The following is a 12,854-nucleotide window of genomic DNA, read 5'->3' on the forward strand; positions in this document are numbered from 1 at the left end:
CCGGTCAACCTACGTGGTCGGGACGTCCCGTCGCCGGAAGGCACCGACGGCCGCGACGGCGAGCAGCCCGGCCACCAGCGTCAGGACGGCGACCGGGGCCGGCTCGAACGCCTCCGCCGGGATCACCGGCGTCCACCCGAACGGCGACGTCCTCAGCACCGCCTCCGGCAGGCCGAGCAGCCCTCCGAAGAGTCCCAGCACCAGCGTCCAGGTGACCGCCGGCCAGGCGAGCGCCGCGCCGCCCGGCACCAGGCCGACCAGCAGCGCGGCCACCCCGGCCAGCACCAGCACAGCCGGCAGGTGCACCAGCTGCGCGCCCAGCTGCGTGGCCACCAGGGCGGCATCCCCGCGGACGGCCGCTGCGGCCGTTCCGGTGCCGAGTCCGGCGGCGACCAGCAGGAGGAGCGAGGCGACGGCGGTCACGCCGAGGACGGCGGCCAGGTAGCGCCGGCGGTCCAGGGACGTGGCCAGCAGCAGCTCCGTCCGGCCCGCCGCCTCCTCCGTCCGCAGGCGCAGCACGGAGCCGACCGCGAACGCCCCCACCCCCAGCGCGAGGTAGAGCGCCGTCGCCCCGAGGAAGGCGTCCGTCGGATCGCTCGCGCCCAGCGCCGCGAACGCCTCCTGCAGCCGGGCGTTGCCGGCCACCATGGCGGCGACCTCGTCGGCCAGCGAGCCGAACACCATGCCCATCAGCAGCAGAGCCGTCGCCCAGGAGAGGACCGCGGCCCGCTGCAGCCGGAAGGCCAGCGAGCCCGGTCCGGACAGCAGGGGGGACGCACCGGCCGGGCCCGGCCGGTCCGGGAGCAGGCCGGCGCCGACGTCCCGCATCCCCACCAGGCGGTAGGCCACAGCGGTGAGGACGACGGCGAGCGCGACCGGCAGCAGCAGCGGCCACCACCGCAGGTCGACGAACGCGCGGGTCTGCTGGGCCCAGCCGACGGGGGACAGCCAGGACAGCAGCGAGCCGCCGCGTTCCATCACGTCACCCACGCCGCGGAGCAGCACCGCCGCCGCCAGGACGGCGAGGGCCGCGCCCGAGGCCGCCCTCGAATGCTCGGTCAGCTGCGCCGTTACCGCCGCGACGGCGCCGAACGTCAGCCCGGTGACCCCGATCCCGGCCGCCAGTGCGAGGGAGTCGACGACGGCGAGGCCCGCGACCGCGAGCCCGGCCGTCATCCCTGCGGCCACCGCCGCGTTCGCCAGGGCCGTCTCCAGGAGGGTGGCGGTGAGCGCGGCACGCCGGCCCACGACGCCCGCGCGGACGAGCTCGGCGCGGCCGGACTCCTCCTCGGCACGGGTGTTCCGGACGACGAGCTGGATCGACATGATCGCGGCCGCCACCATGACCGCGAGCGCCACCTCGTTGGCGATGATCGCGCCGAGCGTGTAATCGCCCAGGCCGTACCCGGGGCCGCTGAGCAGCACCGCGGCCGGGTTGGCCTGCACCGCGGCGCGCCCCTGCCGGTCGGCCGCGGTCGGGTAGGTGGCGTCCAGGACGACGGCTCCGTAGACCGTCAGGGCAGCGAGCGACAGCACCCACACCGCCAGCCGCACGCGGTCGCGTCGCAGCGCGAACCGGAGCAGGACGCCGGATCCGGCGAACAGCCGCGGCCCGGCCGCCGGTGCCGTCGCCGGAACCGTCGGCGTGGTCACGGCGCGGGTACCCCGGCGGCGGCCGGCTCGTCCCCGTAGTGCCGCAGGAACAGCTCCTCCAGGGACGGCGGGGCAGCCGTCAGGCCGCGCACCCCGAGCGTGCCGAGCGCGCGCACGACGCCGTCCAGGTGCGCGTCGTCCACGAGGAAGGTGACCCGCCCGCCGTGGACGGCGAGGTCGTGCACCCCCGGCAGCCCGGCGAGCACGGTCGGGTCGGCGTCGGTCACCACCGTCACCGTGCTGCGGGTGAGATGGCGCAGGTCGGCGAGCGTGCCGGACTCCACGGTGCGGCCGCTCCGGATGATCGTCACGGTGTCGCAGAGCTTCTCGACCTCGGCGAGGATGTGGCTCGACAGCAGCACCGACCGGCCGGCCAGCCGCGCCTCGTGGACGTACTCGGTGAACACCGCCTCCATGAGCGGGTCCAGTCCGGAGGTGGGCTCGTCCAGGACGAGCAGTTCCACCTCCGCGGCGAGCGCCGCCACCAGCGCCACCTTCTGCCGGTTGCCCTTCGAGTACGTGCGCGCCTTCTTGGTCGGGTCCAGCTCGAACCGCTCGAGCAGCTCGGCCCGGCGGCGTGGGTCGAGCCCGCCGCGCAGCCGCCCGAGCAGGTCGATGGCCTCGCCCCCGGTGAGGTTCGGCCACAGGTTCACGTCACCGGGGACGTAGGCCAGCCGCCGGTGCAGCGCGACGGCGTCGTCCCACGGGTCGCCGCCGAGCAGCCGCACCGAGCCCGCGTCCGTGCGCAGCAGCCCCAGCAGTACGCGGATCGTCGTCGACTTGCCCGAGCCGTTCGGACCCAGGAAACCCACCACCGAACCCACCGGGACGGTGAGCTCCAGGCCGTCCAGGGCCGTCACCGTGCCGAAGGACTTCCTCAGGCCGTGCACCTCGACGGCCGGGCTGTCGGACATGGCGAGCCTCCGGGAACGGCGCTAACAGGCCGGTCGTCCCCGCACGCTAGATCCCTGCCGGTTCCGGCCCAAGAAGGTTTCGCGCGCCCATTGGCCCCGGCCGGCCACGGGCAACCGTCGCCCTGATGGCGGCTTCAGGGCTACCCTCCGGCCGTTCGTCGAAGCACCGCGAGCGGCATCGGAGGCGCAGATCAAGCCCGTGAGGGGCGCTCGTCGCCTTCGCGTCTGACGAGCGGGTGAGGTACTGGCCTAGAGGCCCGAAGCGGACCGCGGGACTGCCGTATCTGGGCCGTACCCGTGGGCAACAACGAAGGCCGCGATCGACCCGTACTTCTCACGGATCACCGCCGTTTCGGCGACACGGTCATGCGTTTGCACGAAGAAGCGGCCCCGCTTCGTAGCTCCACCGCATCCGCAGAAGCACGAACCGGTGGGCGCCAGGTCGGTCATGGCAGGACGCTCTCACGCGAGCGGACGACCTCGGCGGCCGTTGGTCTACGGACTGGGAAATTACGTCGTCCAGGTGAAAGTGTCGACGACAGATGCCGATCGCTCCTGCAGACCGGGCGCCACGAGGCGTCGGTGATCGAGAATGCGGAGAGCGCAGTGTCGCTGACATACGGTGGGCCGAGTCGGCCGCCAGCCTTCAAGCCATGCGAGCGGTTCAACCGCGATGGCAGTCGCTGCAGTAACGACACCCACCATGTCGACGCCTGGTGCCGACGACCCGGCTGCGATGGCTTCCGCCGAGCTGGCACGGCGTCGGCACCACCGCCGACGCCGGACACCGCGACGGGCGGACTGCCGCGTGCGCGCCAGGCAGACGGTGATGCCGCGGCGCTTCCATACTTCGAGCCGGGCACCGTGCACATCACCACGGCGGCAATTGACAGCTACCGCTACCACCATGGGGGCTCCATGGAGTCGGCCCGCGGGGAGCTGCGGGACATGCTCGAAGCCTTCGCCCCTACGGCGGCGGTTCGATCGTCGCAGGGCTACATCAGTCTGCTGCGTGACGGCTACAAGCTCATTCTGAACGCTGATCTCGACGTGTTGACGAGCTACTTCACCGTGCACCGCGAGCGGACGTGGGCGCAACTGCAGGCCGGCGTGACCTCCCGCTTCCCCGGCGGTGGCTCTAAGGGGTCGCCGGGCGAGCCATTGAAGAAGCCGGCCGAGTTCCAGTCGTTGACCTGCGATCCGCAGACGGTGGAACTCAAGCCGCGGCACCTGCGAGCGTTCGCGGTGCGAACGGACCTCGAGCACCTGGCTGGAGGTCAGCTGGAAGTCGCCTTCCGTCGCTTCATAGTCGAGAAGTTCGCCTCCCAGCCCGGGGTTGTCCGCAGAGACAACTTGGTGGAGTTCACCGAGGGGGACGTGCGTGTCATCTTCTCAGCCGATCAGCAGCGGGTATTGACCGTCTTCTGGCCACGTCGAGCAGACGCTGAGGACTGAGCTGTCTCCATCCCACAAGGAGGCAGCTCCAGCCGCTGCCCAACCGCAACGGCACTAACCTGCCCAGGCCGACCTGGTACCGCCGCGGTCCGCCGGATTGCTGGTGCTGTTCGTGATGACGCTTGCAAACACCGTCTAGGCCCGCCGGCAGAACCAATCCGGTTCTCGGTAGCCACTGTCCTGAGTGGGCCGCTTGGGGACACCCGCTTCAAGCTCAGGAGTTCCCGCGGAAGCGTCGTCAAGTCGCACACCTTGACCTTCTTCCGCGGAAGCGTGTTCACCTGCTCCGTGTCCTTGAAGTAGGGCCGGTTACGGCCAAACGTCGGCGGCCGCTGAGCTACACGTCGCGGCGTCCTAGCAGCATCGCGCCGAGCAGCCAGGCGACGACCGCCCAGCCCGCGACGATCGCCAGGCCCACCGGCCAGCTCGTGGCGACCGCGGCGAAGGCGTCCTCCCCCACCCGCAGCGCCGGCAGCGCCTGGGAGGCACGCATCGCGAGCTCCTTCCCCCAGAGCGCCAGGGCCGGCGGCAGGACGAAGACCAGCGCCACCCCGATGCCCACCGCCCCCGCGGTCGACCGGAGCACCGTGCCCAGCGCGACGGCGAGGACCGCCACGAGCGCACCGTTGACCACCTGCAGCCCCATGGGCCGGAGCACCTCCGGGCTGGTCAGTGCCAGGCCGCCCGGAACGTCGGTGAGGGTGAACGCCGCCGCGGCACAGACCACGACGAGGACGGCGGTGAGCAGGGCGCAGTACAGGGTGACGACGAGCGTCTTGGCCGTCAGCAGCCGCGTGCGCCGGGGCGCGACGGTCAGCGAGACCAGTGCCATGCCGGACGCGAACTCGGTGGTCACGGCCAGCACGCCGAGCACGAGGACGACGAGCTGACCGATGCCGAAGCCGGTGAGCGCGACACCCAGCGCGACGTCGGACCGCGGGGCCGAGTTGGTGCTCGCCGCCGCCAGCCACCCGGTGCCGCCGACCACGAGGAGATACAGCGCGGTGCACCACCAGGTCGAGCGGATCGACCGCAGCTTGGTCCACTCGCTGCGCAGCAGGGCCCGGAAGGGCACGGCCCCCCTCATGCCGACACCGCCCGGAACTCGACCTCGTCCTCGGTCAGCGCGAGGTAGGCCTCCTCCAGTGACTCGTTCACCTGGGTGAGCTCGTGCACGCGCAGGCCGGAGAGGAACGCCACGTCGCCGACCTCGACGACGTCCAGGCCCTCGACCCAGAGCGCGCCATCGGTCAGGACGTCGATGCGGGCGCCGGCCCGCTCGAGCGCCCGTGCCAGCAACGAGGCCATGGGGCTGCGCACCCGGACGGCGGAGTGCTGCCCCAGCAGGTCGGCCATCGGCAGGTCGGCGAGCAGGCGGCCGTGGCCCAGCACGACGAGGTGGTCGGCGGTCTCCTCCATCTCGCTCATCAGGTGGCTGGAGACCAGGACGGTGCGCCCCTCGTCGGCGAGGTCGCGCAGCAGCTCCCGGACCCACCGGATGCCCTCGGGGTCCAGGCCGTTCACCGGCTCGTCCAGCACGAGGACGTCGGGGTCGCCGAGCAGGGCCCCCGCGACGCCGAGGCGCTGGCCCATGCCGAGGGAGAAACCGCGGACGCGCTCGTGGGCGACACTGTCGATGCCGACCAGCTCGATCACCTCGTCCACCCGCTCGCGGGGAAGATCGTTGCTCTGCGCGAGGGCGAGCAGGTGTGCGTACGCCGTCCGGCCGGGGTGCCGGGCCCGGGGGTCGATCAGTGCCCCCACCCGCTGCATCGGCCGGGAGAGTTCCCGGTACGGCCGGCCGAGGACCATCACCCGTCCGGCCGTGGGCCGGGTGAGACCGAGGATGCAGCGCATCGTCGTCGTCTTGCCCGAGCCGTTGGGGCCGAGGAATCCGGTGACGCGGCCCGGCTCGATGGTCACGGTGAGATCGTCGACGGCGACGCGCGCGCCGTACTGCTTGGTCAGGCCGTCGATCTCGATCACGTGTCCAGCATGGCCAGGGCCGCGGCGCCGCCGGAGGAGGCGCGCCCCGCCGCCGCCCCGCCCGCCCCACCGTTCACTCGGCTCGATCCCCGTACGCGGTTTCGCCCTCGGCGAGGCGCGGGTAGCGGCGTCGCATGCCTCCCGCGCGCCGACCCGACCAGTTTGCCCCGACGACCGTCAGCCCGACCGGAGTTCTCCACGAGGGCCCGAAGGGCGGCCGTGACCCACGGGCTCAGGCCGGCGACACGCTGACCTCGCCGAACGGCGTGCGCATCCCGGACAGCGACCACTCGCTGAAGGCGGGCCCGCGGGGCCCGGTCCTCCTCGCCGACGACTTCCACCTGCGCGAGAAGATCATGCACTTCGACCACGAGCGGATCCCGGAGCGCGTGGTGCACGCCCGCGGCGCCGGAGCGCACGGGGTCTTCACGGCCAACGGCGCCGCCGCGACCGTGACCCGCGCCGCCGTGCTGGCGGAGAAGGGCCTGGAGACGAAGGTCTTCGTGCGGTTCTCCACCGTGCTGGGCTCGCGCGGCTCGGCCGACACGGTGCGCGACACCCGCGGGTTCGCGACGAAGTTCTACACGAAGGAAGGGACCTGGGACCTCGTCGGCAACAACATCCCGGTCTTCTTCATCCAGGACGCGATCAAGTTCCCCGACGTCATCCACGCGGGCAAGCCGCACCCCGACCGGGAGATCCCCCAGGCCCAGTCGGCGCACGACACCTTCTGGGACTTCGTCACCCTCCACACCGAGGCGACCCACCACACGATCTGGAACATGAGCGACCGGGGCATCCCGCGCAGCTACCGGATGATGGAGGGCTTCGGCGTCCACACGTTCCGGCTGGTGAACGCCCAGCGGGAGACGGCGCTGGTGAAGTTCCACTGGAAGCCGCGGCTCGGCGTGCACTCGCTGACCTGGGAGGAGGCGCAGATCGCCGCGGGCGTGGACCCCGACTTCCACCGCCGGGACCTCTACGACGCCATCGAGAACGGCGCCTTCCCCGAGTGGGACCTCGGCATCCAGGTCTTCCCCGACACCCCGGACGAGACCTTCGAGGGCATCGACCTGCTCGATCCCACCAAGATCGTCCCGGAGGAGTTCGCGCCGGTGCAGGTCATCGGGACGCTGGTCCTGAACGGCAACCCGACCAACTTCTTCGCCGAGACCGAGCAGGTGGCCTTCCACACCGGGCACCTGGTGCCCGGGATCGAGCCCACCAACGACCCGCTGCTGGCCGGCCGGAACTTCTCCTACCTCGACACCCAGCTGACCCGGCTCGGCGGGCCGAACTTCACCCAGATCCCGATCAACCGGCCGCACGCCCCGGTCAACGACAACACCCGCGACGGCTTCCACCAGCACGCCGTGCACACCGGGCAGGCGCCCTACACGCCGAACAGCGTCGACGACGGCGTCGCGTTCCCGGCGGACTGGGCCGAGGGCGGCTACGTCAACGTCCCGCGGCACGTGGAGGGGGACGTCGTCCGCGCCGCGCCCGCCTCGTTCGACGACCACTACTCCCAGCCGGCGCTGTTCTACGCGAGCCTGACCAGCGTCGAGCAGCAGCACGTGATCGACGCGTACACCTTCGAGCTGGGCAAGTGCTACGAGCAGGGCATCAAGGAGCGCGGGCTCACCGTACTGGCCCGGATCGACGCGAACCTGTGCGCGCAGGTGGCCGCCGGCCTCGGTCTGCCGGTGCCCAAGAAGATCAAGCCGGAGAAGCCGCGGGTGCAGTCGCCGGCGCTGCGCCAGATCAAGCCGACGCCGTTCCCGATCGCCGGGCGCATCGTCGGCGTCGTCGCCGGGCCGGGCGCGGACCTCGACGGGATCGCCACGCTGCGCAAGGCCCTGGAGGCCGAGGGCGCGCTGCTCCGGGTGATCGCCCCGCACGGGGGTCAGCTGAAGAAGGGCCGCCAGGTCGAGATCGTCGAACGGACCTTCGCGACCGGGCGGTCGATCGAGTTCGACGCGATCGTCGTCGCCGACGGCGCACCGAAGGACGGCGACTTCCGCGCGCTGGTCATGCTGCAGGAGGCGTTCCGGCACCTGAAGGCCGTCGGCGCGTGGGGCGACGGCGTGGAGGTGCTCCGCGCCGCCGGCATCGCCCCGCAGGCGCCCGGCGTGCTCACCGGGAAGAAGGCGAACGCCAAGCTGGCGGCCGCCACGGTCGCCGCGCTGGGCCTGCATCGGGCCTGGGACCGGATGCCCCTGGTGGCGGCCTCGGCCGTGCCCCCCACGGTCTGACCGACCGCCCGACCGCACCGACCCGACCGACCCGACCGACCCGGCTCGACGCGATCGGCGAGCCGGCGTCGGCGGCCGTGCGTGGCCGCCCCGTCCCCGCGTCAGCTCAGCGTCGCGGGGGCGGCGGCGGCGGGCGGTAGGCCGGCCCCGGGGGAGGCTGCGCGTAGCGGCCGGGTCCCGGTGGGGCCGGCGTGTAGTAGCCGGGCCCCTGCGGAGGCGGGCCCCGGTGACCGCGGTCCTCGCCGGGCAGGTCTTCGATGAATGGGATCTTGGCGATGTACTGCTGGTAGAGCTTCACCCCGTCGTCCACCGACAGATTGCCGAACTGGAGCAGGCTCGACAGGCCCTCCAGATCGGCGTTGACCGCCTCTGCGGCGCCCAGCCGGCCGACGTCGTCCTGGGACTTGCTGAGGTTGGTCAGCACCGCCCCGCCCACCGACACCAGGAGCGCCAGCAGGCAGAGGATCCGCCAGACGTAGGAGTCGCTCTGCAGTGCCAGCAGGTTCTGGATGTTCTGGGCGAACGGCTCACCGCCCAGCGCCGGCCCCGCGGTGGCGAGCGCGGACACCGAGGTGAGCAGGATGATGAGGTTGGCGCGGCGCCGGGTGCGCGGCCGGTTCGCCCGCAGGAAGGCCTGAACCGCAGCGCGGCGCATCTCGATTCGCGTGAGCAGGTCGCGGCGAAGCTGGTCGTCGGCCATCAGCAGATCCCCCAGGCGTGGGCGTGCACGCTGGCCGAAGCGTAGCGGCGCCGGCAGCCGCAACGGGGGGCTCGCGCCCTGCGAGATGGCTCGGCCGGCGGTCACCGCACCCCCTCTCCCACGATCGGCAGACCGCGCCCGAGTCGCGGCAGCGGCGTCGACCGTCCCGTGGCGCAGCGCAGTCCGGTCAGGGTCCGGCCGGCGATCTCCACCGCGCTGACCGGGCCGGCCCGACCGCAGGTAAGGGCATCCTTACGAGAGCTGTGTCACCCCGTGTTTACGTGGCCGCAACCCCCGCTGAGATCTAGCTTTACCCCTGTGGTGACGGTGACGGACTCGGGCCAGCGCAGGACCCCGAAGGCGGCGAAGACCAACTCGGTCTTCAAGAAGGTCGTGATGGCGGTCAGCGGCATCGTGATGCTGCTGTACCTGGTCGCCCACGTGGTGGGGAACCTCAAGGTCTTCGCCGGCCGGGAGTCGTTCAACTCCTACTCGGAGTGGATCCGGACGGTCGGCGAGCCCGCCGTCCCCAGCTACACCGTCCTCACTGTCGTCCGCATCGTGCTCATCGTCGCCGTGGTGGCGCACTTCTGGGCCGCGGTCTCGCTCTGGCGGCAGGCCAAGCGCGCCCGCCCCGACCGGTACGTGACCAAGAAGGCGGTGGCCCAGAGCTACGCCTCGCGGACCATGCGCTGGGGCGGCGTCATCGTGCTGCTCTTCATCGTGTGGCACATCCTCGACCTCACCACCGGCACGGTGAACCCCGACGGCGACGCCTCGCCCTACGACCGGCTGGTCGCGAGCTTCTCCAACCCGTTCAGCACCGCGTTCTACGTCCTCGCCCTGATCCTGCTCGGCATGCACCTGCGGCACGGGATCTGGAGCGCCACGCAGACCCTGGGCCAGAGCAACAAGCGGCGGGAGCGGACGGTCAACGCCTTCGCGATCGCCTTCTCGACGGTACTGATCGCAGGCTTCCTGCTCGTGCCCTTCAGCGTCCTCTTCGGGCTCGTGGACTAAGGACAGGTATTCACCTCCATGCCTCTCGACCTCTTCACCGAAGGCGACCCGATCGCCGACACCAAGGCCCCCACCGACGTCCCCATCGGTGAGCGCTGGAGCACCCGGCGCTTCCGCGCCCGCCTGGTCAACCCGGCCAACCGCCGCAAGCTGACCGTCATCGTCGTCGGCACCGGCCTGGCCGGCGGCTCGGCGGCCGCGACCCTGGGCGAGGCCGGCTACAAGGTCAAGTCGTTCTGGTACCAGGACAGCCCGCGCCGTGCGCACAGCGTCGCCGCGCAGGGCGGGATCAACGCCGCCAAGAACTACCGCAACGACGGCGACAGCGTGCACCGGCTGTTCTACGACACGGTCAAGGGCGGCGACTTCCGCTCGCGCGAGGACAACGTGCACCGCCTCGCCGAGGTCAGCGTCAACATCATCGACCAGTGCGTGGCCCAGGGCGTGCCCTTCGCCCGCGAGTACGGCGGCCTGCTGGACAACCGTTCCTTCGGTGGCGCGCAGGTCTCCCGCACCTTCTACGCCCGCGGCCAGACGGGGCAGCAGCTGCTCTACGGCGCCTACCAGGCCCTCGAGCGGCAGATCGCGGCCGGCACCGTCGAGCAGCACGCCCGCACCGAGATGCTCGACCTGATCGTCGTCGACGGCCGGGCCCGCGGCATCGTCGCCCGCGACCTGGTGACCGGCGAGGTCAGCACGCACTTCGCGGACGCCGTCGTCCTCGCGACCGGTGGCTACGGCAACGTCTTCTACCTCTCGACGAACGCCAAGGGCTCCAACGCGACCGCGATCTGGCGGGCGCACAAGAAGGGCGCCCTGTTCGCCAACCCCTGCTACACCCAGATCCACCCGACCTGCATCCCGGTCAAGGGCGACTACCAGTCCAAGCTCACGCTGATGAGCGAGTCGCTGCGCAACGACGGCCGCGTCTGGGTGCCCAAGGAGCGCGGCGACGACCGTGACCCGCGGGAGATCCCCGAGGACGACCGCGACTACTACCTGGAGCGGATCTACCCCGCCTTCGGGAACCTGGTCCCCCGCGACATCGCCTCCCGTCAGGCCAAGAACGTGTGCGACGAGGGCCGGGGCGTCGGCCCCGGCGGGCTGGGCGTCTACCTCGACTTCGGCGAGGCCATGCAGCGCCTGGGCCGCAAGGCCATCGAGGCGAAGTACGGCAACCTCTTCGACATGTACGCCCAGATCACCGGCGAGGACCCGTACGAGACGCCGATGCGGATCTACCCCGCGGTGCACTACACGATGGGCGGGCTGTGGGTCGACTACGACCTGCAGTCGACGATCCCCGGCATGTTCGTCATCGGGGAGGCCAACTTCTCCGACCACGGGGCCAACCGGCTCGGCGCCAGCGCGCTGATGCAGGGCCTGGCCGACGGGTACTTCGTCCTGCCGAACACGATCAACGACTACCTCGCCGACGGCCCCTTCGAGAAGGTCGGCGAGAGCCACCCGGCCGCCGCCGAGGCGATGCAGGGCGTGCAGTCGCAGGTGCAGAAGCTGCTCAGCGTCAACGGCACCCGGAGCGTCGCCTCCTTCCACCGGGAGCTGGGCAAGCTGATGTGGGACATGTGCGGCATGGAGCGGTCCGAGGAGAGCCTGCGCAAGGCACTCGACCGCATCCCGGAGATCCGCCAGGAGTTCTGGACGAACGTGAAGGTCTCCGGTGACTGGCATTCCTTCAACCAGACCCTGGAGCACGCCGGCCGGGTGGCCGACTTCATCGAGCTCGCCGAGCTGATGTGCATCGACGCCCTGCACCGCAACGAGAGCTGCGGCGGCCACTTCCGGGCCGAGAGCCAGACCCCCGAGGGCGAGGCCCTGCGCGACGACGAGAACTACGCCTACGTCGCCGCCTGGGAGTGGACGCCGGAGGGCGCCCCGCCGGTGCTCCACAAGGAGAACCTCGAGTACGAGTACGTCCACCTCGCCCAGCGGAGCTACAAGTGACGATCACCCAGGACGGCTCGCGGTCGACGGCCGGCGCTGCCTCGGAGCGGCGCGGCATGAACCTGACCCTGCGGATCTGGCGGCAGAAGGACCCGACGGTCAAGGGCAAGATGGTGACCTACAAGGTCTCCGACGTCTCCCCCGACATGTCGTTCCTCGAGATGCTCGACGTGCTCAACGAGCGGCTCATCCTCGACGGCGACGACCCGGTCGCCTTCGACCACGACTGCCGCGAGGGCATCTGCGGCATGTGCGGCGTCATGATCAACGGGATGGCGCACGGCCCGCAGCAGACCACCACGTGCCAGCTGCACATGCGCAAGTTCAAGGACGGCGACACGATCGACGTCGAGCCGTGGCGGGCCAGCGCGTTCCCGGTGATCAAGGACCTCGCCGTCGACCGCAGCGCCCTCGACCGGATCATCCAGTCCGGCGGCTACATCAGCGTCCCGACCGGGACGGCGCCCGACGCGCACGCGGTACCGGTGCCCAAGAAGGACTCCGACGCCGCCTTCGACGCGGCCACCTGCATCGGCTGCGGCGCCTGCGTGGCGGCCTGCCCGAACGCGTCGTCGATGCTGTTCACCGCGGCGAAGGTCACCCACCTCGGCCTCATGCCGCAGGGCCAGCCCGAGCGCAACGACCGCGTGGTCAACATGGTCGCCCAGCAGGACCGCGAGGGCTTCGGCGGCTGCACCAACATCGGTGAGTGCTCCGCCGCGTGCCCCAAGGGCATCTCGATGGAGAACATCTCGCGGCTCAACCACGACCTGCTCGGTGCGCTCCGGGCCGGAGCGCGACCGAAGAGCTGAGTCGTCCACGAGAGGACCCGTCCCCGTCGGGGCGGGTCCTCTCGTGCGTCCGGGGCCTGCGACTGTGCAGATGCCGGGCCCGACGGACACCGAT

At 71.4% G+C, this 12,854-nt stretch carries 10 protein-coding genes; 5 read left to right on the plus strand and 5 right to left on the minus strand.

The genetic code is table 11. The features are described from left to right. Positions 1-9: 9 nt before the first annotated feature. Complete coding sequence (locus E4P39_RS04430) at positions 10-1,653, minus strand: polyketide antibiotic transporter (RefSeq protein ID WP_135135152.1); 1,644 nt, start codon at positions 1,651-1,653, stop codon at positions 10-12. Beyond that, entirely contained in the window at positions 1,650-2,567 is a 918-nt protein-coding gene (locus E4P39_RS04435; RefSeq protein WP_135135153.1) for an ABC transporter ATP-binding protein, read from the minus strand. The genes E4P39_RS04430 and E4P39_RS04435 overlap by 4 nt, the downstream gene beginning before the upstream one ends. Positions 2,568-3,149: 582 nt before the next feature. Between E4P39_RS04435 and E4P39_RS04440 the strand changes: the two genes are divergently transcribed. Continuing rightward, on the plus strand, positions 3,150-4,022 hold the full coding sequence (locus E4P39_RS04440) for a hypothetical protein (protein ID WP_135135154.1): 873 nt from the start codon (positions 3,150-3,152) through the stop codon (positions 4,020-4,022). Positions 4,023-4,359: 337 nt separating this feature from the next. Here E4P39_RS04440 and E4P39_RS04445 read toward each other — a convergent pair whose 3' ends face one another. Both E4P39_RS04445 and E4P39_RS04450 read right to left on the minus strand, forming a co-directional pair. Next, positions 4,360-5,109 carry an ABC transporter permease gene (locus E4P39_RS04445; protein WP_135135155.1) on the minus strand — a complete coding sequence of 250 codons (750 nt, stop codon included), beginning with the start codon at positions 5,107-5,109 and terminating at the stop codon, positions 4,360-4,362. Beyond that, positions 5,106-6,008 (minus strand): ATP-binding cassette domain-containing protein, encoded by a 903-nt coding sequence (locus E4P39_RS04450; RefSeq protein ID WP_135135156.1) that lies wholly within the window; start codon positions 6,006-6,008, stop codon positions 5,106-5,108. Before E4P39_RS04450 ends, E4P39_RS04445 begins: the two co-directional genes overlap by 4 nt. Positions 6,009-6,142: 134 nt before the next feature. Between E4P39_RS04450 and E4P39_RS04455 the strand changes: the two genes are divergently transcribed. Then, positions 6,143-8,263, plus strand: a complete 2,121-nt coding sequence (locus E4P39_RS04455; RefSeq protein WP_135135157.1) for a catalase — start codon at positions 6,143-6,145, stop codon at positions 8,261-8,263. A gap of 106 nt (positions 8,264-8,369) precedes the next feature. Here E4P39_RS04455 and E4P39_RS04460 read toward each other — a convergent pair whose 3' ends face one another. Further along, positions 8,370-8,963, minus strand: a complete 594-nt coding sequence (locus E4P39_RS04460) for a hypothetical protein (protein WP_135135158.1) — start codon at positions 8,961-8,963, stop codon at positions 8,370-8,372. 318 nt (positions 8,964-9,281) lie between these two features. Here E4P39_RS04460 and E4P39_RS04465 point away from each other — a divergent pair, with 318 nt between their 5' ends. From E4P39_RS04465 to E4P39_RS04475, 3 genes are read left to right on the plus strand one after another with little or no spacing between them, the layout of a single operon-like run. After that, positions 9,282-9,983 carry a succinate dehydrogenase cytochrome b subunit gene (locus E4P39_RS04465; RefSeq protein ID WP_245159631.1) on the plus strand — a complete coding sequence of 234 codons (702 nt, stop codon included), beginning with the start codon at positions 9,282-9,284 and terminating at the stop codon, positions 9,981-9,983. An 18-nt stretch (positions 9,984-10,001) separates the two neighbouring features. Further along, positions 10,002-11,948, plus strand: a complete 1,947-nt coding sequence (locus tag E4P39_RS04470; protein ID WP_135135159.1) for a fumarate reductase/succinate dehydrogenase flavoprotein subunit — start codon at positions 10,002-10,004, stop codon at positions 11,946-11,948. After that, positions 11,945-12,760: a succinate dehydrogenase/fumarate reductase iron-sulfur subunit gene (locus E4P39_RS04475; protein ID WP_245159632.1), complete on the plus strand. Its 816-nt coding sequence runs from the start codon at positions 11,945-11,947 to the stop codon at positions 12,758-12,760. Before E4P39_RS04470 ends, E4P39_RS04475 begins: the two co-directional genes overlap by 4 nt. Positions 12,761-12,854: the final 94 nt, after the last annotated feature.

The organism is Blastococcus sp. CT_GayMR19 (assembly GCF_004570385.1).
Classification (GTDB): Bacteria; Actinomycetota; Actinomycetes; order Mycobacteriales; family Geodermatophilaceae; genus Blastococcus_B.